Origin of the sequence: Bradyrhizobium sp. IC4059 (assembly GCF_020193615.1) — a bacterium.
In the GTDB taxonomy this organism is placed as follows: domain Bacteria; phylum Pseudomonadota; class Alphaproteobacteria; order Rhizobiales; family Xanthobacteraceae; genus Bradyrhizobium; species Bradyrhizobium yuanmingense.
The window spans coordinates 13202-35982 of the sequence record NZ_JADYVH010000022.1; the positions used below are offsets into that span (position 1 = coordinate 13202).

Sequence of the window (22781 nt, forward strand, 5' to 3'; positions counted from 1 at the left end):
GGATGGAGCGGAGCGTAATCCGGGAACAGTGTTGATCTCTGCGCGAATCCCGGATTGCTCTCCGCTCCATCCGGGCTACGACGTCACGCCTCCGCCATCCCCGCCGCCCACAGCGCGAACGCGTACACGATCGCGACTTCGTCGAGCCGGTCGAAGCGCCCCGAGGCGCCGCCGTGGCCGGCGCCCATGTTGGTGCGGAGCAGGACCGGGCCGCCGCCGCGCATGGTGGCGCGCAGGCGCGCGATCCATTTGGCGGGCTCCCAGTAAGTGACGCGGGGATCAGTCAGTCCGCCCATCGCCAGGATCGCCGGATAGTCCTTTGCCGCGACGTTGTCGTAAGGCGAATACGACAGGATGGTGCGGAAATCCTTCTCGCTCTCGATCGGGTTGCCCCATTCCGGCCATTCCGGCGGCGTCAGCGGCAGCGTGTCGTCGAGCATGGTGTTGAGCACGTCGACGAACGGCACCTCTGCGACGATGCCGGCGAACAATTCGCCGGCGCGGTTGGCGACCGCGCCCATCAGCATGCCGCCGGCCGAGCCACCATGGCCGATGATGCGCTTGGCGCTGGTGTATTTCGCGTCGATCAGTGCCCGCGCGCTGGCGGCGAAATCGTCGAACGAGTTCGTCTTCTTCTCGCGCTTGCCGTCGAGGTACCAGCCCCAGCCCTTGTCGGCGCCGCCGCGGATATGGGCGATGGCATAGACGAAGCCGCGGTCGACCAGCGACAGGCGGTTGGCGCTGAACGAGGCCGGCATGGCCATGCCGTAGGAGCCGTAGCCGTAGAGCAACAGTGGCGCTGCGCCGTCGAGCTTCAGTCCGCGGCGATAGAGGATCGAGACCGGCACCTCGGCGCCGTCATACGATTTCGCCATGATGCGGGTCGTGACGTAGTCGGCCGGGTCATGGCCTGACGGAATCTCCTGCCGCTTGCGCAAGACGCGCGTGCGCTTGACCATGTCGTAATCATAGACTTCCGACGGCGTCGTCATCGACGAATAGGCAAAGCGCAGTGTCGTCGTGTCGAATTCGTAGGAGCCCATCGTATCGAGCGAATAGGCGGCCTCGTCGAAGGCGATGGCATGCTCCTCCCCGCTAGCGAGGTCGCGGATCACGACCGAGGGCAGCGCATTGGCGCGCTCCAGCCGCACCAAATGGCCGGCATAGAGATCGAGGTCGATGATGTAGATGCCGGGCCGATACGGAATTAGATCGCGCCAGTTCTTGCGCTCGGGCTGGCTAAGCGGCGTGGTGACGATCTTGAAGTCGATGGCATCGTCGGCATTGGTGAGGATGAAAAGTTCGTCGCCGCGGTCGGCGAGCGAATATTGCACGCCCTCCTCGCGCGTAGCGACCAGGCGCGGCGGCGCCTCGGGATTGGCGAGATCGATCAGCCGCTGCTCGCTAGTCTCGTGATCGCCGCCGGCGATGACGCAGAAGCGGCCGCTGGTGCTTTCATGCAGGTGGGTGAACCAGCCGGCATCCTGCTCCTCATAGACCAGCGTGTCGTCGGCTTGCTTGGTGCCGAGCTTGTGCCGCCAAACCTGCATCGGGCGGTGATTGTCGTCGAGCTTCACATAGAAGAAGCTCCTGCAGTCCGCGGTCCAGACCACGCCGCCGTCGGTCTCCTCGACGAGATCGTCGAGGTCCTTTCCCGTCGCCCAGTCGCGGACACGGATCGAAAAATATTCCGAGCCCTTGGTGTCGGCGCTCCAGGCCTGCAGCTTGTGATCGTAGGAGTGGCGGCTGCCGCCGAACTTGAAATATTGGTGGTCCTTGGCGAGCGCGTCGCCATCGAGCACGATCTGGCCGTCGCCGCCGTCGCGCGGCATGCGGCCGAACAGCTCGTGCTGCCCGCCCTCGCGAAACCTGCGGAAATAGGCGAACGGCCCATCCGGTGACGGGACGCTGGAATCGTCCTCCTTGATCCGCCCGCGCATCTCGCGCACCAGCGTCTTCTGCAGGCCCGAGGTGTGGCCGAGCAGGCTCTCGGTGTAGGCGTTCTCCTCGTCGAGATATTTGCGGATGTCAGGATCGAGCACGGCGGGATCGCGCAGCACCTCCTGCCAGTTCGCGTCCTTCAGCCAGGCATAATCGTCAGTCACGGTAATGCCGTGCCGCGTGAAGGAATGCAGCCGGCGCGGGGCGACGGGGGGCTTCGAAGGCGTCTTGGCTTGGGTCACTCGGTCCTCATCAACTACGTGTCGCGGCTCGCCTTCTTAACCTCTCCCCGCCTGCGGGGAGAGGTCGGAATTTGCGAGAGCAAATTCCGGGTGAGGGGGTACAGGCCCCTCGACAGATCTCGCCTGCGGAGACGGGCCCCTCACCCCGACCCTCTCAGGGCGAGCGCAGCTCGTCCCGACCCCGTAAGAACGGGGAGAGCGAGAAGGCGCGTTCCCTTATATCGTTCCGATTCCGCGGATTGCCAGCACGACCGCCCATGCTGCCGGGTTGTTGATCGGCCCCTTGTGTGCTTTGAGGGACAATATCCCGCCGCCGGTCCAGCCCGATGCTGTTCAATTCCTATGCGTTCATCCTGCTGTTCCTGCCGGTCGTGCTCGCCGGCTATTTCCGGCTCGGCCGGCGCAGCAATCTGGCTCCGGTGGTCTGGCTGGCGCTGGCTTCGATCACCTTCTACGCGATCGGCAGCTGGCAGTTCGTCGCCCTTCTGCTGCTCTCGATCGCCTTCAACTACGGCGTCGGCCATCTTCTCATCGTGGCGGAGCTCACGCACCCGCAACGAAAGGCCGCTCTCGCTGTCGGCCTCGTCGGCGATCTCCTCATGCTCGGCATCTTCAAATATGCCGGCTTCGTCGCCGAGAACGTCAACGCGCTGCTCGGCACGCATGTCGCGCTCCACATCCTGCTGCCGGTCGGCATCTCCTTCTACACCTTCACCCAGATCGCGTTTCTGGTCGACGCTTATCGCGGCCAGGTCGCGGCCTATGCGCTGCCGCATTACGCGCTGTTCGTGACTTACTTCCCGCATCTGATTGCGGGGCCCATCCTCCATCACAAGGACATGATCCCGCAATTCGAGCACGAGGACACCAAGCGCCCGGACGGGCATCTCATGTTGTGCGGTGTCATCATCTTCGCGATCGGCCTGTTCAAGAAGACCTGCCTTGCCGACGGCATCCAGCCGCTGGTCGCGCTCGCTTTCGAGGCGCGCTCGCCGAGCTTCGACCAGGCCTGGCTTGGCGCGCTCGCCTACACCTTCCAGCTCTATTTCGACTTCTCCGGCTATTCCGACATGGCGATCGGCATCTCGCTGATGTTCGGCATCTTCCTGCCCGTCAATTTCAACTCGCCCTACAAGGCCACCAGCATCGTCGAGTTCTGGCGGCGCTGGCACATGACGCTGTCGCAATTCCTGCGCGACTATCTCTACATCCCGCTCGGCGGCAACCGCCGCGGCCGCGTGCTGCGCTACGTCAATCTGATGATCACGATGCTGCTCGGCGGGCTCTGGCACGGCGCGGCCTGGACTTTTGTCATTTGGGGCGCGCTGCATGGCGCCTATCTCTGCGTCAATCATGCCTTCAATGCCTTGGTGCCGAACGGTCCGCCGCTGATTGCACGCCCAGCTCGCATCGCCGGCGCCGTGCTGACCTTCCTCGCTGTCGTCATCGCCTGGGTGTTCTTCCGTGCCGAGAGCGTCGCCTGGGCATTGCGGGTGCTCCACGCCATGGCTGCCCCTTCGAACCTCGTGCTCGGCCGCGAGGAGATCGCGGCCCTGGTGCAAGTCGCGATCTATGCGGCGCTGGTGTGGCTGGCGCCGAACACACAAGCGCTGATCGGATACGACCACGGCAACCGCGAGGTCGGCGAGGCCTTGCGGGCAGGGCGCACGCGGCCGTTGGTGCTCTATGCGGCCTCGCTGCTGCTCGCCTTCGGCTTCCTGGGCATCCAGAGCCACAGCGAATTCATCTATTTCCGATTCTGATGCAGGGCGCATTCACCCATCTCGGGCGTCTTCTGCTGGCGAGCGTGGCCTGCGTACTGAGCGCCGCGGCGCTCACCTTCATCGTCGATCCCCTGCAGCTGTTCCGCCCCTCGCGCCTTGTCCCGGCCTTCTACTCGGAGGACACGCGCGTGCAGAATGCCGGGCTGATCAGCAGCCAGCCGTTCGACACCGCCTTCATGGGCACCTCGCTTGCGATCCATTTCCGCCAGAGCGACATCGATCGCGCGCTTCGTGTCCGCTCGCTAAAGCTGGCGATGACCGGCTCCAACTCGCGTCAGCAGGCCTTCGTGCTGGAGCAGGCGATCGACCGCGGCGCAAGGCGCGTGATCTGGGAAATGGACGATTTCATCTTCATCGATGCCGCGGACATCGAGACCGACCCTTATTTGTCCGTCGATCTTTATCGCCGAACCGCCAAGGGCATCGCCTCCTATCTGTTCAGCGCGGCGATGGCGAAGGAATCGGTGTTCGCGCTGCTGCGATCCGTCCCGCTGCTGCGGGAGCCGCTGACCCGGGCGTCGCCTTATCTGCCGGTCAAGTTCGCGCTGGCGGACATCGACGACATCTACGCCCTGCCGCGGGATTTCGACGTCGCGCGAGACTACAACGCCAGAAAGACGCTCGCCGCCTTCACCTACATCACTGATCCCGTGCGCCGTCGCTTCCTCGGCGAAGGCTACAGCTACCAAGCCATGGTCCGGCATTTCGAGCACGACGCCGTCGGCCTGATCGCGCGCCACCCCGACGTGACCTTCGACATCTACCTCCCGCCCTATTCGATCCTGCAATTCGTCGCGATGCGCGATGCCTCGCCCGAAACTCTGAAGATCGTCACCGATCTCACGGCACACATTGCGCGGCGATTGACGCAACTGCCCAACGTCCGCCTGCACGATTTCCGCGCGATCAAGGCCGTCACGCACGATCTTAACAATTACAGCGACGTCATCCACCATTCGCCGGTGATCGATGCGAAGGTGCTGAGATGGCTTGCGAGCGGGGAGCACCGCGTCGACCCGAAAGCGCCGCTCGCGTCGCTGAATGAGCTGAAGGCGCAGGTGGAGGCGTATCGGGTGGAGCGCTGATCTTCCCCTCTCCCCTTGTGGGAGAGGGTGGCTCGCCGCGCAGCGGCGAGACGGGTGAGGGGACCTATCCGCGAGTCCTGGCAGTCGGGAATCGCGGATAGAACCCCTCATCCGGCGCTTCGCGCCACCTTCTCCCACAAGGGGAGAAGGAAGAGGCGCGCGCGCGACTTACACCGCCACCTCTTCCCCGAGATACGCGACCGCCGCCTCCAGCCCGCCCTTGCCGTGCGGGATCTTCAGCGCGTTCAGCCCGACCTCAATCACCCCGAGCGTGCCGAGCAGCATCGGCGCATTGACATGGCCCATATGGGCGATGCGGAAGGCTTGGCCGGAGAGATCGCCGATGCCGGTGCCGAGCACGACGCCGCACTTGTCCTTGCAATAGCGTTGCAGCACCGCCGGATCGTGGCCGTTGCTCATCGTCACCGTGGTCACGGTGTTGGAGCGCTCGCTGGCTTCGGCCACGTTGAAGCCGAGCACCTGGCCTTCCGACCAGACCGAGACCGCACGGCGGGCGGCTTCGCCGAGCAGGCTGTGGCGGCGGAAGGCATTCTCGAGCCCTTCCTCGTGCAGCATGTCGATCGCTTTGCGCAACGCGAACAGCAGATGCACCGGCGCGGTGCCGGCATATTTACGATAATTTTCGGTGCCCTCGCGCTCGCTCCAGCTCCAATAGGGCGTCGACATATTGGCCTTCTTGTGCACCTCGAGCGCGCGCGCATTGGCGGCGACGAAGCCGAGGCCGGGCGGCGTCATCAGGCCCTTCTGCGAGCCGGACATCGCAACGTCGATACCCCATTTGTCCATCTCGAACGGCATGCAGCCGAGCGAGGCGACGGTATCGACCATGTAGAGCGCCGGATGGCCGCTCGCCTTGATCGCCTTGCCGATCGCCTCGATGTCGTTCTGCACGCCGGAGGCCGTGTCGACCTGGACCACGACGACGGCCTTGATGCTGTGCTCCTTGTCGCGGCGCAGGCGTTCCTCGACCTCGTGCGGCCGCACCGCGCGGCGCCAATCGCCCTTGAGCACCTCGACCTCGGCGCCCATCAGCGCCGCCGCGTTGCCCCAGCCGATCGCAAAGCGTCCGCTCTCCAGCACCAGCACCTTGTCGCCGCGCGACAGAACGTTGCTCAGCGCCGCTTCCCAGGCGCCGTGACCGTTGGCGATGTAGATGTAGGACTTGCCCTTGGTCGCGAACAGCTTGGAGATGTCGCTGAGCAGGCTCTCGGTGAGATCCAGCATCTCCTGGGAGTAGATGTCGATCGCCGGACGGTGCATCGCCCGCAGCACCTCGTCGGGCATCGTGGTGGGCCCGGGGATGGCCAGAAACTCCCGGCCCGCGCGAACGGTCATTGCTGTCGGTCCTTATTGCCTGAGAACAGGATGGTGGGTCGCTGAATCATGCTTTTACGTGCCGGCGCGTCCCGAGAAAAGCGCGCAAAATGCAGGGCTGGGTTATCGCTTCGTCTCCCGGCAACCGGCCGCTTCGGCCTCCTCGACAGAGCAGAACCAGCGGGTGCCCTTGCTGATCTTCATCCTGATCTGCGTGTACCAGCGGCTGGTCGGCTGGTGAAAGATGCACTCCCCGGAGCTGTTGACGTTGCCCTTGATGGTGCAGTCCGGCGACGGCGCGACCGGCCCCGAGGCCGAAGCGAGCAGCACCGCGTGCGCGCCGTCAGGCGGCTTGGTCGCGCCGAGGATCGCGGTCTTCTTGTTGCGGACGCGCCAGTCCCACGGCGCGATGAAGGCGCCCTGCCACATCCCTGCCTTGGCCTCCCGCGCGGCCTTTTCATCGGCTTCATAGTCGCGGGACATGTGGGCGTAGGCCAGCGCCCAGCCGTTGCGCACCAGCCATTTCTGGATGTCCTCGCCGCCGACCTCGCAGCGCGCCACGGTGCGGCCGCGCCGGTCGACCGATCTCGGGCGGCAGACCCAAGTCTTGCCCTCGGCGTATCTGGCGAGCTCATCGCGGGCCGCGACGCCGCAAGTCCAGCGCTCGGACTTGGTGTTAAGGCAGAGCTGGTCGATTGCAGGCGCGTCGATGCCGCCGAGCCGGATCCGCGTGGTGCCGATCACCACCGCATCGCCAGCGCGGACCTTTGCCGTGCCGGTGATCTCGGCGGCATCCGCCAGCGAAGGGATGGCGAACAAAGACAGCGCAATCAGGACCTTTCGCAACATGCCCGACCAGTTGTGATGAAAATCTCGATAGACGGCGCAATTGTGGTCGGCTTTTGGCCGCGCGGCCAGCGCATGCCGAACAGATAGGCTTTCAACTTCCTGTCATTTTGCGACGGTCTCGTAGGGTGGGTTAGCCGAAGGCGTAACCCACCACTGTTCGTATCCGCGGAGGTCAGATGGTGGATTACGCTTCGCTAATCCACCCTACGAGACCCCTCACCCTCGCGCCATCGCCCGCTTCGCCACCGCCAGCCCCATCAGCACGAACGCCGAGGTCACCTCCGGGCCACCGACCAGGATCCGCGTCGGCGTCTTCATCTTGTTCCATTCATAGGCGCGGAACGGGCCGCGGCGGCCGCCTTCACCGAGCCCGGCGACGATCACGTTCAGCGCCGGTGCGAAGGCGCGCGGGTCGGCGCCGAGATGGCCGAGCGCGATCAGCGCCAGCGCGGCGTCGAACACGTTCATCTCGGCCGCCATCAGCTCGCCCTTGACGTAGGACAGCACGCGATGGCGGATGAAATCGAAATCGCCGGCGGGATCGATCGCGGCCTGCGCCGCCAGCGGCAGCGCCAGGAAGGCGGCATAGCAGCGGCCAAAATAGGCGCTGTAGAGCTCCGGCAGATAATAGATGTGCGAGCGCGGATTGGCGAAGGCGCCGCTGGCGGCCAGCCGCTTCTGAAAGCCGATGATCCGGTGCAATGTTGCAAGCCGCGACGGCGTCTCCAGCACCTTCCAGCGCTCAAGGTTGCGGAAGCTTACCTCGAGAATGTCGAGATTGAGCGTCGGATCGAGATCGTTGCCGTAAGGGCGCTCGCCCTTGAGATTGTCGATCCAGGTCGCAACCCCGCCCTCATAGTCGATATTGTCGTTGAGCGGCACGGTCACGCGCGGTTCGTTGACGCCGGCGCGCACCTGATAGCCCGCATAGAAGTCCAGGAGCGGCTGGTCGATGATCGCGTCGGTACAGCCGGCCTGCGTCGCCGCGGAGATCGAGCAGGCCGTGGTGTCGCAATCCGGCACGTAGATGCCGAAACCGAGGTCCTGCTTGATCTGCGCGAAGTAACGGGAGAAGCGCGGATGCGGCGCCGGCGCCAGTGCGGTGACGACGTTGAAGCGCGCGCCGCCCAAGCCTTCGACCTCCTCGCGACTGATGTTGACGCAGAAATCGACCATGTCGGCGATCGCGCGCTCCGCCGCGACCTTGTCGGCCGGGGAGGCGAGCCCGGTCTCGACGAAGCCGAGCAGGGCCTCGATGAAGAACGCGTCGTAATAGGCCGAGCGGTGGCGGATCTGCACCGGCTCCCACATCGGCTCGGCAATGCCTTTCCAGGGCGGATTGACCACGGCGCGCGCGGGCGAGCGCGCGATGAAGACGCGGGCGAGGTTGAACAGCAGCGAGGAATTCTTGTAGCCGCGCGCGTTGAGGCCCGTGAGCGCCACGATCAGCTCGCGGCCGCGGACATCAGGATCGCCGATCAGGTTGAAGGCGGCGTAGGTCGGCAGGAAGCCGTTGCGGCGGTACGAGCCGAGCAGATGCTGCGCGCAATCGCGGATCACGCCGTCGATCTCAGCGCTCTGCGGCATGGTGGCGGTGAACGGCACCGGCGGCGGCTTGGGGTGGTCGAGCGCGATGCTGTCGACGAGATCGGCGATCGGCTGCCCGACCGCCGCCCAGTCGGGCTCGGCCTCGTCGCGGGCCTGGGCGAGGGCCGCGCGCAGCCGCGTCAGCATCCCCTCGTCGCGCAGCTCGGGCAGGCCGGCGCGGCGGAGCAGGATCCGCAGCGCGGGATTGCCGAGGGCGGTCCTGTAGAATTTGGCGAGATGCGGATCGCCGCTGGCCGTATCCGACAATACGGGATCGCAGACGTCGTAAAGCGAGGGGCCGTCCTTCCGCGCCGTCAGCGCCCGGCAGGCGGCGCCGGCAAAATAATGAAAGCTCATGAAATACCTGGTCGCGGGGGCCTTGGTCGGGGACATCAGGCACGCTGCCATCTGCGCGCCACCCCCTGCAAGTCGTTGAAAAAGCTACCCGGATTCGCGGGAAAAACAAATGTGATGGAAGTCACGGAAAAGCCGGCACGAAGGCTGCATGATCGCTCTCCGGAAGGCTACGGGGAAGCCGTAAAGGCGGCAATTTGGATCGGAGAATTATCAAGTATATTCAGACGCTTAGTTCAAATTTTGAGCAATCTATTGCCCCAGGGCCTATATCCGGTTAAGGGTTTGTTTGGTGCGGCGCCGCAAATTGCGCGCAATTCGGGGTCACATCCCCGGCCAATCCCTCAAACCTAAAGCCGCTATCGCGCTACTCAAACAGTGTGCGCGCGCTTGGTAGGTCTTTGGCACAGGAAACGAAGCGAGATGAATCTAAAGCAGCTCGACTTTTCCAGACGTACGATCGCCCTCGCCGCGGCCCTCATCGGCACGGTGTCGCTGGTGATCGGCGCCCATGCTGCTCTCAACATGCGTGCGATCGATGCCGCCAAGGCGGTCTCGACCGATCAGATCACCGGTTCGATCGGCCAGAGCTCGCGCCTGGCGCTCGTCATCGGCAATGGACATTACCCCGACGCCAGCGCGCCGCTGACGCAGTCGATCAACGACGCCCGTGCGCTGTCCTCGTCCCTGCGCAAGAACGGCTTCGACGTCGACATGGTGGAAGATGCGACCCGCGACGACATGGTCCGCGCCGTGAGCCGCCTGAAGTCGCGGATCACCCGCGACAGCGTCGTCATGCTGTTCTTCGGCGGCTACGGCGTGCAGGCCGGCCGCGAGAGCTACATGCTGCCGGTCGATGCCGTGATCTGGAAGGAAAAGGACGTCCGCCGCCAAGGCGTGTCGATCGAGGGCGTGCTCGAGATGATGAAGGAGCAGGGCGCCAAGGCGAAGCTCGTCGTGGTCGACGCCTCCCGCCGCAATCCCTACGAGCGCCGCTTCCGCTCCTACAGCCACGGTCTCGCGCCGATCAGCGCGTCCGACAATGCGCTCATCCTCACCTCCGCCTCGCCCGGCAAAGTCGTCGACGACGGGAAGGGCGAGCACAGCGTGCTGGTCAGCGAGTTCCTCAACAACCTCAGCAAGCCCGGCAGCGCCGAGAGCGTCTTCAACAAGACCCGCCTCGCCATCTCCCGCGCCAGCGAAGGCGACCAGGTCCCGACCGTATCGTCGTCGCTGCTCGAAGACGTCCGTTTCGGCGAAGCCGGCGGTTAGTTCGCGGCTCTTGTAGGGTGGATTAGCCGAAGGCGTAATCCACCGCTTCTCTCGCGTCAGCTTGGAAAGCAAAGAGGTGGGTTACGCCTTCGGCTAACCCACCCTACGACGTTGCTCCTACTTCGCCGCTTCCGCGCTCGCCATCACGGGACGCACCGGATCGCCTTCGCGCAGCAAGGCACCGGCGCGGGCGACGACGACGTCGCCCTCGCTAAGGCCGTCGCGGACCTCGATATTGCCGCCGGACATCAAGCCGACCTCGACACGCTTGGTCTCGACGCGGTTGCGGCGGATCACCTGCACCACGGTGCCGGCGGACGAATATTGCACGGCGGTCAGCGGCACCGCCACGTTGCAGCTCTGCCCGGTCTTGATCAGCGCGCGCCCGCTCCCATTCAGCAGCAGCCGCTTCTGCGAGGAGATGCCGATATAGACCATGCCCTGCTGGATGTTCGGCTCGACGGTCGGTCCGATGCGGCGCACCTTGCCGCTGATGTCGCCGCCACCTGGGATCCGCACGGTGGCCTGCTGATTGACCGCGAGCTTGCGCACATCGGTGGTGGCCACGAGGCCGACGAGGTCGTACTCGCTGCGCGCCACGATCGTGAACAGCGCCTCGCCCTTGGCCGAGGCGAAGTTGCCGATCTGCGCGGTCGAGGTCGCGATCACCCCCGCCACGGGCGCGGTGACCTGAAGCGTGCCGCCTTCGGGCAGCGCCAGCCGGGCCAGCACCTGGCCGGCGGTGGTGGTGTCGCCGGCTTCCGCCAGCACGTCCGTGACCTTCAGGCCGGGCCGCTCGGGCCGCACCGAGGTTTCCTCACGCGCGATGATCGTGCCGGTGGCTTCGACGACGTCGGAGAAGCAGGATTTCGCGACCTTCAGCACCGTGACCGCCGGCCCCTTCGGCGCGTCGTCATCGGCGGCACCGGCCGGATGGGGGCTGAGGACGAGCAGGCCGGCGACGGCTGCGGGGCACAGGTTTCGAACAACGGCGCGGGGCAAATGACGCATCGGAAATTCCAATTGGGTAAATTCCACTTGGGCTATGCCTCCAATCGATAGCAGATGGCCGCCGCCCGCACTACGGCCGCGTCGTCCCGAAACAGGACGCCGTGCCGCCGCCGGCAGTCGCGGCAAGCAAGTCTTTGACAAGCGAGTCTTTGATGAGTCGCGGGATTGGAGAACAGGTTCGCTCCGAAGAGCTCGAGTCGCGCGCGGCGGGCGTCAGCGGCGCCGCTCACCCACCGGCTTGCCGCTGGCCCGCTCGATCAGATGCAGCCGCGTGCAGGCCGGACACGACACCGACACGTGCGTGCGATCGCTCGGCTCGTCGGTAAGCCGATGCTGCACGTTCAGGCCCGTCTGGGGGCATTTGAAGACAATCTGCCGGTCCATGACCGAGATATGACGCCAAGCCGGGCCTCGCGAAATTACGGATGTTTACGTAGGTCGGCGATGGCTCCTCACGGCAGTTTCAGGAACTCGACCCAGTTCGGTTTCTTGCCGGTGGGGTAGGATTTCAGCTTGGTCAGCGCGCCGCTGCCCTGGTCGATGGCATGAACCGTCATGCTGTCGGAGAGCTCGCCGACCGCGGCGAGATAGCGGCCGCTTGGATCGACCTGAAAGCCGCGCGGTTGCTTCTCGGTCGGCACGCTGCCGATCGTGGTCAGCTTGCCGCTCGAGCCATCGACCCTGTAGGCGGTGAGCGTGCTGGTGGTGCGCTCGGAAGCGTAGAGGAAGCGGCCGTCCGGCGTGATGTGGATGTCGGCCGCCCAAGGTTTTCCCGAAAACCCTTCCGGCAGCGCGGTGGTGCGCTGGATCTCGTCCCACGCGCCGCTCCTGGCTTCATAAGTGAAGGCCGCGACATCGCCGTTCAGCTCGTGGAGGAGATAGACGAACTTGCCGCCGGGATGAAACACGAAGTGCCGCGGCCCCGATTTCTCCGGCACCTTGGGCCCCGGCGGGTCGTTCGGCGTCAGCGTGCCGGTCGTGGCATCGAATGCGAAGGCCAGCACCTGATCGGAGCCGAGATTGGTCGCAAATGCGAAGCGGTTGTCGGGCGAAGGCAGGAAGGCGTGCGCGTTCAGCCCGGTCGGGATCACCTGCTTGGGCTCGCCGGCAACCCCGTTGCCAAGCAGCGGATTCAGCGCGACCTTGTTGCCGCCATAGGAGGCGCTGAACAGGTACTTGCCGCTGCGGTCGATGGCGATATGGGCCATGCTGTCCGCGAGCGGTCCGTTGCCGAGATGGCTGAGCTCGCCCGTCCTGGGATCGATCGCAAAGCTCACCGCGAGAGTGGGCTGCGAGCGGATTCCGGCAATCAGCGTACGATGATCGGGCGTGATCGCGAGCGGTGTCGAGGAGCCCGGCTTTTCGACGCCCTTGAAGGCGGCCGTCTGCACGAGCGTCATCTCGCCGCTCTCGCTCATCTTGAACACGCTGATGTCGTTGCTGTCGGCATTGCCGACATAGGCAAAGGTTTCGGCCATACCGGCACGGACTCCAGAAATGAGGGTAAGGGAAGCGAACAGGGCGGCGGCGATCGCAGCGCGTGGCGCGCGCGATGCGATGCGTCGGATCGGTCTCGACATCGGTCTCGACATGGGCTCCTCCTGAAAGCTGGCTCGCGGTATTATCGTTTTTGCCGCGAGCATAGCGGGCGGAGCGACGCCGCACCAAAATCCAATGGGGATCGATCGATGCCGAAATCGCATCGGTCGCGGGATGCCGGGTCAGCGCGCCGCTGCGGTTCGGGAGGGCAGACGCAACCCGGACGGCTGGTCCGGCGGCCCGAGCATAGTCCACACGGTGATCGCGACCAGGGCGGAGGTCATGAGGGTCCAGAGGATGAGTCGTTTTCGCATCAGGCCAATCCATCGGTGCAAGCCGCGAGGCCAAGGGCCGCGTCAGCGATCCTGCACTGCAAAGAGCGGCGGTTCTATGAGGCCGTTCACAGGGCGAAAACGGCCGATGCTGTCGCGAACCAATGCGCTGCGAACGCATTGAACCGACATGTCCCGCGCAAACGATCTCGAAGGCAAGCCCGACATGGGCGGCAAGCATGGCGGTCAAGCCGGCCAGCCCAAGCTTCCGCCGCGCCCGCACGAGGGCGAGCGCGATGCGGATGTCGTGGCAAAGCGCCACACCGGCCAAACCGATCGGGCGGCGCCGCCGACCAAACCAAAATAGTTCCTTGCCGCCGCCCTCGCGGCAGGCCCCGCGCCGGGAACGGCGGCATCGCTCTGCCGTTAGCTCGGGGCGTGAGAGAGGGAAAAGGGAGGCTGGCTCGTGTTTTGGATCTGTTGGAACACCGCCTGGTCGCTGATCATCAGCGGCATCATGGTCGCCACCATCGTCAGCCACCCCGACGCCGAATTCGCCGAAGTGCGGGCGGCCCGACAATCGATGTGAGCTTCTCTTACTTTGCCGAGCCCGTTCCGGATCACGTCATGCTGCCGGGCATGAAGCAGCGGATCTTGGGGCGGCCGTTGACGTAATAGGGCCAGACCATGGTGCGCCCGTCGTCGAGCGCCGTGCCGTCGGCGTCGGCACAACAGGGGTGAGGCCCGACTGTCGAAGCGCCGCTCGCGGACGCTTTGACCGCACTCGGCGCCGCCAAGTCTCAACCAGCGGTTGGCGGGCCTTGGAACGCTCTGGGCTTCGATGCGTTCAAGCTGATTGCGTAGGCGCCCGCCTGCGGCACGTCGGGGCTAAGTATGTCGAATGTCGAGGAATTTCCGCTCTCTGCCCGCAAGCTGACCGAATTCGAGGCCCTGGTGGCGGCGGCTCCTGCGGCGCTCGAGGCCATTCCGGGCGCGGTCTATGTCTGCGATAGTGAAGGCTGGATCGTGACCTACAACGGCGAAGCCGCGGAATTGTGGGGCAGAACTCCGGAGCTTGGTTCCGTCGAAAAGTTCTGCGGGTCGCATCGTCTCTACAGGATGGACGGCACCCTGCTTCCGCATTCGGAGTGCCCCATGGCCAATGCGGTCCGGCTCGGCCTCCCCGCGCGTAACACGGAGGTCACCATCGAACGGCCGGACGGCTCGCGGATCACTGCACTCGTGAACATCCGTCCCCTGCGCGATCATGCCGGCCGCATCCAGGGCGCAATCAATTGCTTTCAGGACGTTTCAGATCGCAAGAAGATCGAGGAAGAGGTTCGTGCAAAGACCAAGGATCTCGAGGACTTCTTCGAGAACAGTGCGGTCGGGCTCCATATCGTGGGTGGCGACGGCATCATTCGCAGGGCCAATCAGGCCGAGCTCGATCTGCTGGGCTACAGCGCCGAAGAGTATATCGGTCACCATGTGGCCGAATTTCACGCGGACGCCCCCGTCATCGGCGACATTCTCCACCGACTGTCCTGCGGCGAAAGGCTGGACCGTTATCCTGCCCGCCTGCGCGCGAAGGACGGCTCGATCAAGCACGTACTGATCACCTCCAACAGTCGTGTCGAGGACGGCAAGTTCGTCAGCACGCGCTGCTTTACAGCTGACGTCACCGGGCTGCGCGTGGCCGAGCTGGCGCGCGAGGCGAGCGAGACTCGCCTCGCTGCAACCTACCAAGCGGCCAAGGTCGGCATCGCCGAGGCCGATGAACATGGGCGGCTGCTCCGGGTCAACGATTATCTGAGCGAGATCACCGGGAGATCCCGTGAGGAGCTGCTGGGGATGAGCTTTTCCGACTATACTCATCCCGACGATTGCGCCGCGGATCTTGCCCTCTATGAGCAACAGGTCCGTGGCGAGATTCCAAGCTACACCTGCCGCAAGCGCGCCCTGCGCCCCGACGGCAGCGTGCGTTATCTCGAGATCTTCAGCTCTTCGGTCACGGACAGCGCGGGACGCTTCCGCTACGGCGTTCGCGTCAGTCACGACGTCACGGAAGCCAAGCGATTGCAGGATCGGATTCGCGAGAGCGAGCAGCATATGCGCGATCTGCTCGAGGCGCTGCCCGCCGCACTCTACACCACCGACGCAAACGGCCGTATCACCTTCTACAACAAGACCGCCGTCGAGATGGCCGGGCGCACGCCGCTGCCCGGCGACGAATGGTGCGTGACCTGGAAGCTCTATTGGCCCAACGGCACGCCTCTGCCGCACGACCAATGTCCGATGGCGATCGCGCTCCGGGAGGGTCGGCCCGTGCGTGGAGTGGAGGCTGTCGCGGAGCGACCGGACGGCACGCGCGTGCCGTTCATTCCCTATCCGACGCCGCTATTCGATTCGGGGGGCAGGCTGATCGGTGCAGTCAACATGCTGGTCGACATCACCGAACGCAAGCGCGCGGAAATGGCGCAAACCCTCCTGATTGATGAGCTCAATCATCGCGTCAAGAATACCCTGGCGATGGTGCAATCGCTCGCCGGCCAGACCGCGCGCCATACCAGCAGTCTGGACGACTTCAATCGAACCTTCGAGGGCCGGTTGCTGGCGCTCTCTCGTGCGCATGATCTCTTGACCGAGCGCAAGTGGCAGGACGCTCCGCTCCAGCGGCTCGTCGAGGACATCACGGCGGCTGTTGCGGAGGATGGCCGGATCAGGATGGAAGGTCCACCCGTCGCGCTCAATGCGCGCTCGGCGCTCAGCTTTACGATGGTTCTCAACGAGCTCCTGACCAACGCGACGAAGTACGGTGCCTTGTCGGCGCCGGATGGGACGCTCTTGATGCGATGGAGCCTGCGGAATGCCGGGCACGGCACCATTCTCGATTATGAATGGGTGGAATCCGGCGGCCCGAAAGTCACGCCGCCCAGGCGCCGCGGCTTCGGCACGCGGCTGATGGAGCGCTGTGTCGAGGCGGACCTCGGCGGAGAGTTCGATCTCGCCTTCGAACCGGGCGGCGTGCGCTGTCGCATGTCGATGCCGGTCACGGGCACTGTCGGATCGAATTGATTCGCGCGATCCATGGCTGATCTCTGGATGACAGCATATCGAGCTCGCTTGCGAGCGCGATGGCTTCTTTCACGTCCGGCGTGACGAGCCCTTCACGGAGCCTGCCGACAACAGGCACAAGCAGGTCCGCCGCCTGCTCAAGCTTGTCGGAATCTCGCCAGAGGCGGGCCAGGCTGACGGCTGTCCGCAGCTCCCACGAGCGGGCATTCTGTCCGCGCGCGACTTCCAGCGACTGCACGAACAATTCCTCGGAGTCGGCCGCTGGTCCGGCATGGGCCCGGATGAACTCCCCTTGCAGGCGGTAGATCTCCGCCAGATAGAAGTGATCGCCCGTCCTCTTCGCGACCGTCAAGGCACCATCGAGCGCGCGCAAGGCCGCTTCCGACAGACCGGCCCTCGCATAGCCTTGCGCGAGGAGGCATCTGAACCAGCAACTGGCGAGCCAGGAATTCTGCGCCTCATAACCCTCGACGCCCGTGCGCATTTCGCTCAGACCTGCATCCATGTCCCCGAGCTCGGTCAGCGCCCATCCATGCAGAATGGTGGCCTGTTGCTTCCAATGCAGAAAGCCGTGTTGCGATGAAATGGTCATCGCGCGGCTGGCATAATCTCTGGTGCCCGTGACGTCGCGCAGATGCTGACAAAGGTACGCGCCAAACACTTGCGCGAATGCCAGCGTAAAAGGATGGCGCATTTGCTCGGCATCGGAGATCGCCCGCTCGCTGTGCTGCCGCGCGGTGTCGGGCTGGCCCAGGAACCATAGCAGGTATCCGAGGTACGACATCGACATGACGCCTGGATTGAGGAGCCTTTCCGCCGAACCGCGATGCAGAACCGGATCATCGAGTTGGATGGAGCGACGAAGATGATGTTGCGCCGCCAGAAACCGCCCGCGGTAAAGCATGGTCGCCGCGATCGACCTGTGGGCCTCCACGAGGTACAGGGTCTGCTTCGACAGCAACTCGCTCGGACGTTCCCGTTTGGCGAATTTCAGGAGTGCGGCACTCAGACCGTGCGCCTTGGTCAGGTCAGCCCGAATGAAGTGGTGCATCCAAAGGCCTCTTATCGCCGCTAGCACCTTGTCTTCATCATCGAGCTGCCGTCCGAGCTCAAGGCCTCGGGCAAAATTGTCTTCCACCTCCTGTGTGCCGTAACCTTTGGCAGCGATCAGCGCGTTACCCAGCGCAATGCGAAGCTCCAGCTCCATTTCATCGCGGTCGGGCATCTCGGGACTGCCGAGGACGACCGCTAGGCCACGGCGCAGGTGGCCGATCGCTTCCAAATAGGCTCCCAACCTTGCGGCGTGCCTGCCGGCCTTGATCCAGGAAGCTGCAGCCGGCTGGCTTTGATCGGATTCGGTCAGATGATAGGCGAGAAGCTCCGGCTCGCGCTCGGTCTTTTCCGGATAGTTCTGACTCAGCACCGACGCGATCCGCGCGTGGAGCCGTCTCCTCTCGCTGCGCAACAGGCTCGCATGCGCTGCATCCTGGATCATCACGTGCTTGAACGAGTAGAGCGCATCCGGCGGATGGCCCAGCCGGACGATCAGCCCTGCCTCCTCCAGGCGATCGAGCGCCGCCTCGATCTGGTCGGCTGGTACGGAGGCGACAGCGTTCAGCATCTCGTAGGAGAACTGCCGGCCGATGGTGGCTCCGATCTGTGCGACCCGCTTGAACGGGCCCAGCCGATCCAGACGCGCCATCAGCGAATCCATCAGCGTCGCCGGGATTGCCAGCGGTCGCCACGAACCGGAGAGCACATAGTTTCCGCGTTCCTCGGTCAGAAGGTCGCTTTCGAGAACGGCTTTGGTCAGCTCCTCGACGAACAGCGGCACGCCGTCGGTCTTGACGATGATGTCCTCGACGACTTCCTTCGGCATTTTGCGGCTGCCGGCAACCCGCTCAACCAAGGTCGTCCGCTGCTGCCGGCTCAGCCTGTTCAGCACCAGCGTCGTGATGTGAGAGTGAGCGCTCCAGCTCGGCTTGAATTCGGAACGGCAGGTGATGACGACGAGAATGGGCGTGTACTGGACCCGCTCCACCAGCAGATCGATGACCTCCCGGGATGTCGGATCGATCCAATGGGCGTCCTCGAAGGCGATCACCAGCGGCTGATCGTGCGCGAGGCCCAGGAGATGATTGATGAGGGCGGAGACGATGGCGTCCTTTTGCTGCTGCGGCGACAGATCGAGCGGAGGATAGCGACCTCCGGTCGGGATCGACAGCAGCGCCGCAAAGAGCGGCGTCATCTGCTCGATGTCGCCATGCGCGGCCGCAACGGTCCGCTCGAGACTCGACAGAGACGAGGCCGAAGCATCGTCGCGGTCGAGGCCCAGGGCAAATTTGAGCTGCTCGATGAAGGGATGGAACGCCGTCGAGCTGTAGTAGGGCGAACACTGGAACGAGACATGCCCGTGCCGATCCCCCGCAATCCGCACGAAGATTTCCTGGACGATGCGCGACTTGCCAATGCCCGGCTCCCCGAACAGCACCACGACTTGGCCGTCGCCCGCCTTGGCCTGCTCCCAGCGGCCGAGCAGAACCGTGATCTCGTCGTCGCGATTGACGAGTGGCGTCAGCCGGGAGCCGATGGCTGCGGCAAAGCGGGTCTCCACGCGCGACGGCCGTACCACATGCCACGCCTGTGTTCTTCCGGCTATCCCCTTGAGTGCATGGACCCCGAGATTGCGATAGTCGAACTTTCCCTTCAACAGCGACTGCGTCGACGACGAGATGACCACCCCGTTCGGCGGCGCCAGGCCCTGCAATCGCGCCGCCAGATTGACGGTCTCGCCGACCGCGGAATCGCGCTCCTCGGTCCCCTGGCCGACCAAGTCGCCCACGACCACCAGTCCCGTCGCAATGCCGATCCGGACGGCGGGCGCATGGTTGAGCGCACCCAGCGGCTCGATCGCAGGCGCGGTCGACAATGTCCGCACGATCTCGAGACCAGCCCGCACCGCTCGCTCGGCATCGTCCTCATGCGCCTTCGGGTAGCCGAAATAGACCAGGATGCCGTCGCCGACGAAGCGGGCGGCAAATCCTTCATAGTGTTTGACCACACCCACGCAGGTTTCGCGAAAGCTCGCGATCATGTCACGCACGTCCTCGGGATCGAACTGTGCGGAGAGCGCGGTGGAATCGACCATGTCGCAGAACATCGTGGTGAGCTGGCGACGTTCCGCAACGATTGCCGTAGCGGGCAATGTGTGGCCCGCGGCTGGCGCGGCCATTCCGGAAAGGGACGCCGTTGCACGCTGAAGCCGCTTGCGGTCTCCGAGCGGCAGTCCAATCTGTGCCAGATCCGGTTCGGTCAGGTGGGGCAGGATGTCGAGATCGATGCGATGGCGGGCGAAGAGGTCCGTGTATTGGCTGAGCCCAACGCTTTCAAGCCAGTGTCTCAGACGCTCCGTCCCCGTCCTCGACTCATCATTCGGCATGCGGAAATCCCTGGTTCAAATTGCGCTGAGCGGCTCCAAAATGCCTGTGGTTTGCGCTTGGATTGGGACTCGATGCGACTCTTCGTTGCGGCGGCCAATGGAGGCAAACCATCGGTATTTTGAGCGTTTCTTGCCCGCGTCTCGAAAATGAGGCGGATCGGCGGCTCACCATTTCGACGAGCCAGGTGCGCAGAATTCAATGAATTGATAGCTGTCGGTCGCTGATTGTCAAATCGCCGCACGACCTCGAACCAAACACTCAGCGGCGCCGCTTTCCTCGCAGCGGACATCCGGGCCAGACGTGGCGTCGCCGGCTAGGCCGCGACCGCCTGCGCCGCCAGCAGCTGCTTCAGCTTCGTCGCCGGTACCGCCGGGCTGAACAGCCAGCCCTGCATCTGGCTGCAGCCGAGCTGGCGCAGCACCTCGGCTTGCGCTTCGGTCTCGACGCCTTCGGTGGTGGTCGCCATATGGCGCGCGGCGGCCATGCGCACCACGGCCTGCACGATCGGCGAGGAGTCCTCGGACTGACCGATGTCGCTGATGAAGCTGCGGTCGATCTTGATCTTGTCGAACGGGAAGCGGTGCAGATAGCTGAGCGAGGAATAGCCGGTGCCGAAATCGTCGAGCGCGATGCGCACGCCGAGCTCGCGCAGCTGCTGCAGGATCGCCAGCGCCTCCTCGTCGTCGCGGATCAGCACCGTCTCGGTGATCTCGAGCTCGAGCCGGCCCGGCGCGAGCCCGGACTCCGCGAGGGCGGCGGCGACCTTGAGCGCCAGCGTGCGCGAGCGGAACTGGACCGGCGACACGTTGACCGCGATGTGAATCCGGCCCGGCCACGAGGCAGCCTCGACGCAGGCCTGCTTCAGCACCCATTCGCCGATCTCGCCGATCAGGCCGGTGTCTTCGGCGACCGGGATGAACTCCGCCGGCGAAACCATGCCGCGCTCGGGATGGCGCCAGCGCAGCAAGGCCTCGCAGCCGGTGACGACATTGGCGGTGAGGTCGACCAGCGGCTGGTAGTGCACCTCGAACTCGCCGCGTGCGAGCGCCTGGCGCAGATCGAGCTCGAGCTGGCGGCGCTGCCGCGCCTTGGCGTCGTATTCGGGCACGAACAGGCGGAAGGTGCGGCGGCCTTCCGACTTCGCCGCATACATCGCCAGATCGGCGCGCTTGAGCAGATCGTCGAGATTGTCGCCGTGATCGGGCGCGACGGCGATGCCGATGCTGGCATCGGTCGGAACCTCGTGCCCCCTGCAATCCACCGGTGCGCGCAACGCCTTGAGGATGGTTTCCGCCAGTGCCGTCAGCTCGGCCGGATCGGAGGTGCCGGCCTTGACGATGGCGAATTCGTCGCCGCCCAGCCGCGCGACCATGTCGTTGCCGCTGACGCAGGCGCGCAGGCGGTTCGCCACCTGGCGCAGCAGTTCGTCGCCGACCTCATGTCCGAGCGAATCGTTGACGCCCTTGAACTCGTCGACGTCGATATAGAGGATCGCGAACGGCTTGCCCTGAGCGAGCTCGGCGACGCGGCGTTCCAGATGCCCGCGCAGCAGCACGCGGTTGGGCAGATCGGTGAGGGCGTCGTAATGCGCCAGATGGGCGATGCGCTCGTCGGCGCGGATGCGCTCGGTGACGTCGTCATGGGTGGCGAGCCAGCCGCCGGCAGCGGCCGGCTGGTTCTTGATCTCGATCAGGCGGCCGTCGGCGGTTTCGACGATCGCGCTCTTGGTGCGGCCGACATTGCTCAGGATGTCGTCGCAATAGGCCTCGACGTCGCCCTCGAACGAGCCGGTGTCCCGGCGGTGCCGGATCACATCGCGGAAGTGGACGCCGGGCTTCACCACGGCGACAGAGAGCCCGTACATCTCGATGTAGCGGCGGTTGCAGACGATCAGCCGCTCGTCCTGATCGAACATCAACAGGCCCTGCGTCATCGTGTTCATCGCGATGTCGAGCCGCTGCTTCTCGAGCGACAGGCGGTGCGTCACCTGGCGGAAGATCAGAAACAGCGTGAGCACCAACAGGCCGATCGACAGCGCGGCAATGGTGACGAAGAATTTCGTCTGCGTGCGCCAGGTCGCCAGCGTCGCATCGAGCGACTTGGTCGCGACCACGACCAGCGGCTCGCCGGTGAGCAGGCGCGAGGCGACGATGCGGTCCTTGCCGTCGATCGGGCTTGCGAGCTGGGTGGTGACGAAGGTGCGCTCGAACACCGCCATTTGCTCCGGCGTGCCGGTGCGGAAGTTCTGCCCGATCATCGCTTCGACGTGTGGAATGCGGGCGAGCAGCTGGCCGTTCTGGTGGTGCATCGCGATCGAGGAATCCTCGCCGAGCCCGGTCGAGGCGAAGAAGGATTCGAGCTGCTCGGGCGTGATCGCGCGCGAGACCAGCCCGAGGAATTCGCCGTGCGGGCCGGAGATGCGCCGCGCGAACACGATCGCCGGTCCGTTGCCGAACCGGCCGGGCACGACCTCCACCTCCTCCTGTGCGGCCGGATCGTCCTTGAGACGGTTGAAATAGCCGCGATCGGCGATCGAGATATCGGCGACCGGCCATTGCCGCGACGAGTTGATCAGCACGCCCCTGGAATCGAACACATTGGCGCCGGCGACGTCGGACCAGCCGCTGGCTTTCGCGCGCAGCACCTCATGCACGGCGAGCGTGCCCATCTCGCTGCGGAAGATTTCGGCGGACTGGATGCCGTGGCTCTCGAGCTCGGCGATGATGCTCTTCTGCAGCACCGCAAAGTCCTCGAACTGCCGGTCGAAATGCCGGGCGAGCATGCGGACGGCGTTTTCAAGGCTGTCGCGACCGCTCTCGATGGCATTCTGCCGGAAACGGTCGACCGTGAGCGCGGTGCCGATGGCGGTCGCAAGCATCAGCACGAAGCCGCCGGCGATCAGCCACGTCAGCGGCGCTCCGCGCCAACGGCGGAGCAACGCGCGCGTTCGCGCGGTCCATCGGATCGATGCGCCCATCCAGCCCTCCCGTGGGAT

The 22781-nt window shown here is 64.9% G+C and carries 17 protein-coding genes; 6 read left to right on the top strand and 11 right to left on the bottom strand.

Annotated elements, in window-relative coordinates; all coding sequences use genetic code 11:
* Window positions 1-83 precede the first annotated feature (83 nt).
* Complete coding sequence (locus I6F12_RS36120) at window positions 84-2183, bottom strand: S9 family peptidase (RefSeq protein ID WP_225158460.1); 2100 nt, start codon at window positions 2181-2183, stop codon at window positions 84-86.
* Window positions 2184-2509: 326 nt separating this feature from the next.
* Here I6F12_RS36120 and I6F12_RS36125 point away from each other — a divergent pair, with 326 nt between their 5' ends.
* Together I6F12_RS36125 and I6F12_RS36130 are read left to right on the top strand one after the other, a co-directional pair.
* A complete protein-coding gene (locus I6F12_RS36125) occupies window positions 2510-3946 on the top strand; it encodes an MBOAT family protein (RefSeq protein ID WP_225158461.1) in 1437 nt (478 codons plus the stop codon).
* On the top strand, window positions 3946-5052 hold the full coding sequence (locus I6F12_RS36130) for a hypothetical protein (RefSeq protein WP_225158462.1): 1107 nt from the start codon (window positions 3946-3948) through the stop codon (window positions 5050-5052). The genes I6F12_RS36125 and I6F12_RS36130 overlap by 1 nt, the downstream gene beginning before the upstream one ends.
* Before the next feature lie 168 nt (window positions 5053-5220).
* On the opposite strand, the gene I6F12_RS36135 is transcribed toward I6F12_RS36130, so the two are convergent.
* The 3 genes from I6F12_RS36135 to I6F12_RS36145 form a co-directional block, all read right to left on the bottom strand.
* Entirely contained in the window at window positions 5221-6408 is a 1188-nt protein-coding gene (locus tag I6F12_RS36135) for an aminotransferase class V-fold PLP-dependent enzyme (RefSeq protein WP_036015923.1), read from the bottom strand.
* A 102-nt stretch (window positions 6409-6510) separates the two neighbouring features.
* Window positions 6511-7236, bottom strand: a complete 726-nt coding sequence (locus tag I6F12_RS36140) for a thermonuclease family protein (protein WP_036015924.1) — start codon at window positions 7234-7236, stop codon at window positions 6511-6513.
* Window positions 7237-7452: 216 nt separating this feature from the next.
* The gene (locus I6F12_RS36145; RefSeq protein WP_225158473.1) at window positions 7453-9180 is read right to left on the bottom strand and encodes a hypothetical protein; all 1728 of its coding nucleotides are present in this window, start codon (window positions 9178-9180) and stop codon (window positions 7453-7455) included.
* Window positions 9181-9600: 420 nt separating this feature from the next.
* Between I6F12_RS36145 and I6F12_RS36150 the strand changes: the two genes are divergently transcribed.
* Entirely contained in the window at window positions 9601-10449 is an 849-nt protein-coding gene (locus tag I6F12_RS36150) for a caspase family protein (protein WP_225158463.1), read from the top strand.
* Between the two features lie 117 nt (window positions 10450-10566).
* Here I6F12_RS36150 and I6F12_RS36155 read toward each other — a convergent pair whose 3' ends face one another.
* The 4 genes from I6F12_RS36155 to I6F12_RS37425 form a co-directional block, all read right to left on the bottom strand.
* Window positions 10567-11460 (bottom strand): HlyD family efflux transporter periplasmic adaptor subunit, encoded by an 894-nt coding sequence (locus I6F12_RS36155; protein ID WP_036015950.1) that lies wholly within the window; start codon window positions 11458-11460, stop codon window positions 10567-10569.
* Window positions 11461-11673: 213 nt separating this feature from the next.
* The gene (locus I6F12_RS36160; RefSeq protein WP_167361671.1) at window positions 11674-11844 is read right to left on the bottom strand and encodes a hypothetical protein; all 171 of its coding nucleotides are present in this window, start codon (window positions 11842-11844) and stop codon (window positions 11674-11676) included.
* Window positions 11845-11912: 68 nt separating this feature from the next.
* The gene (locus I6F12_RS36165; protein ID WP_225158474.1) at window positions 11913-13040 is read right to left on the bottom strand and encodes a beta-propeller fold lactonase family protein; all 1128 of its coding nucleotides are present in this window, start codon (window positions 13038-13040) and stop codon (window positions 11913-11915) included.
* Window positions 13041-13181: 141 nt separating this feature from the next.
* Complete coding sequence (locus I6F12_RS37425; protein ID WP_260345447.1) at window positions 13182-13313, bottom strand: hypothetical protein; 132 nt, start codon at window positions 13311-13313, stop codon at window positions 13182-13184.
* Between the two features lie 148 nt (window positions 13314-13461).
* Between I6F12_RS37425 and I6F12_RS36170 the strand changes: the two genes are divergently transcribed.
* Window positions 13462-13638 carry a hypothetical protein gene (locus I6F12_RS36170; protein ID WP_156447317.1) on the top strand — a complete coding sequence of 59 codons (177 nt, stop codon included), beginning with the start codon at window positions 13462-13464 and terminating at the stop codon, window positions 13636-13638.
* 99 nt (window positions 13639-13737) lie between these two features.
* Entirely contained in the window at window positions 13738-13860 is a 123-nt protein-coding gene (locus I6F12_RS37430; protein WP_260345449.1) for a hypothetical protein, read from the top strand.
* Between the two features lie 31 nt (window positions 13861-13891).
* On the opposite strand, the gene I6F12_RS36175 is transcribed toward I6F12_RS37430, so the two are convergent.
* Window positions 13892-14068 (bottom strand): hypothetical protein, encoded by a 177-nt coding sequence (locus I6F12_RS36175; RefSeq protein ID WP_225114568.1) that lies wholly within the window; start codon window positions 14066-14068, stop codon window positions 13892-13894.
* 97 nt (window positions 14069-14165) lie between these two features.
* Here I6F12_RS36175 and I6F12_RS36180 point away from each other — a divergent pair, with 97 nt between their 5' ends.
* Window positions 14166-16346: a PAS domain S-box protein gene (locus tag I6F12_RS36180; RefSeq protein WP_225158464.1), complete on the top strand. Its 2181-nt coding sequence runs from the start codon at window positions 14166-14168 to the stop codon at window positions 16344-16346.
* On the opposite strand, the gene I6F12_RS36185 is transcribed toward I6F12_RS36180, so the two are convergent.
* Complete coding sequence (locus tag I6F12_RS36185; RefSeq protein ID WP_225158465.1) at window positions 16321-19785, bottom strand: AAA family ATPase; 3465 nt, start codon at window positions 19783-19785, stop codon at window positions 16321-16323. The genes I6F12_RS36180 and I6F12_RS36185 overlap by 26 nt on opposite strands.
* 314 nt (window positions 19786-20099) lie before the next feature.
* The gene (locus I6F12_RS36190) at window positions 20100-22763 is read right to left on the bottom strand and encodes an EAL domain-containing protein (protein ID WP_225158466.1); all 2664 of its coding nucleotides are present in this window, start codon (window positions 22761-22763) and stop codon (window positions 20100-20102) included.
* Window positions 22764-22781: the final 18 nt, after the last annotated feature.

Coding starts and splice junctions, on each gene's coding strand:
- I6F12_RS36125 (WP_225158461.1), top strand. CDS start 2,510: ATGCTGTTCAATTCCTATGCGTTCATCCTGCTGTTCCTGCCGGTCGTG.
- I6F12_RS36130 (WP_225158462.1), top strand. CDS start 3,946: ATGCAGGGCGCATTCACCCATCTCGGGCGTCTTCTGCTGGCGAGCGTG.
- I6F12_RS36135 (WP_036015923.1), bottom strand. CDS start 6,408: ATGACCGTTCGCGCGGGCCGGGAGTTTCTGGCCATCCCCGGGCCCACC.
- I6F12_RS36140 (WP_036015924.1), bottom strand. CDS start 7,236: ATGTTGCGAAAGGTCCTGATTGCGCTGTCTTTGTTCGCCATCCCTTCG.
- I6F12_RS36145 (WP_225158473.1), bottom strand. CDS start 9,180: ATGAGCTTTCATTATTTTGCCGGCGCCGCCTGCCGGGCGCTGACGGCG.
- I6F12_RS36150 (WP_225158463.1), top strand. CDS start 9,601: ATGAATCTAAAGCAGCTCGACTTTTCCAGACGTACGATCGCCCTCGCC.
- I6F12_RS36155 (WP_036015950.1), bottom strand. CDS start 11,460: ATGCGTCATTTGCCCCGCGCCGTTGTTCGAAACCTGTGCCCCGCAGCC.
- I6F12_RS36160 (WP_167361671.1), bottom strand. CDS start 11,844: ATGGACCGGCAGATTGTCTTCAAATGCCCCCAGACGGGCCTGAACGTG.
- I6F12_RS36165 (WP_225158474.1), bottom strand. CDS start 13,040: ATGTCGAGACCGATCCGACGCATCGCATCGCGCGCGCCACGCGCTGCG.
- I6F12_RS37425 (WP_260345447.1), bottom strand. CDS start 13,313: ATGCGAAAACGACTCATCCTCTGGACCCTCATGACCTCCGCCCTGGTC.
- I6F12_RS36170 (WP_156447317.1), top strand. CDS start 13,462: ATGTCCCGCGCAAACGATCTCGAAGGCAAGCCCGACATGGGCGGCAAG.
- I6F12_RS36180 (WP_225158464.1), top strand. CDS start 14,166: ATGTCGAATGTCGAGGAATTTCCGCTCTCTGCCCGCAAGCTGACCGAA.
- I6F12_RS36185 (WP_225158465.1), bottom strand. CDS start 19,785: ATGCCGAATGATGAGTCGAGGACGGGGACGGAGCGTCTGAGACACTGG.
- I6F12_RS36190 (WP_225158466.1), bottom strand. CDS start 22,763: ATGGGCGCATCGATCCGATGGACCGCGCGAACGCGCGCGTTGCTCCGC.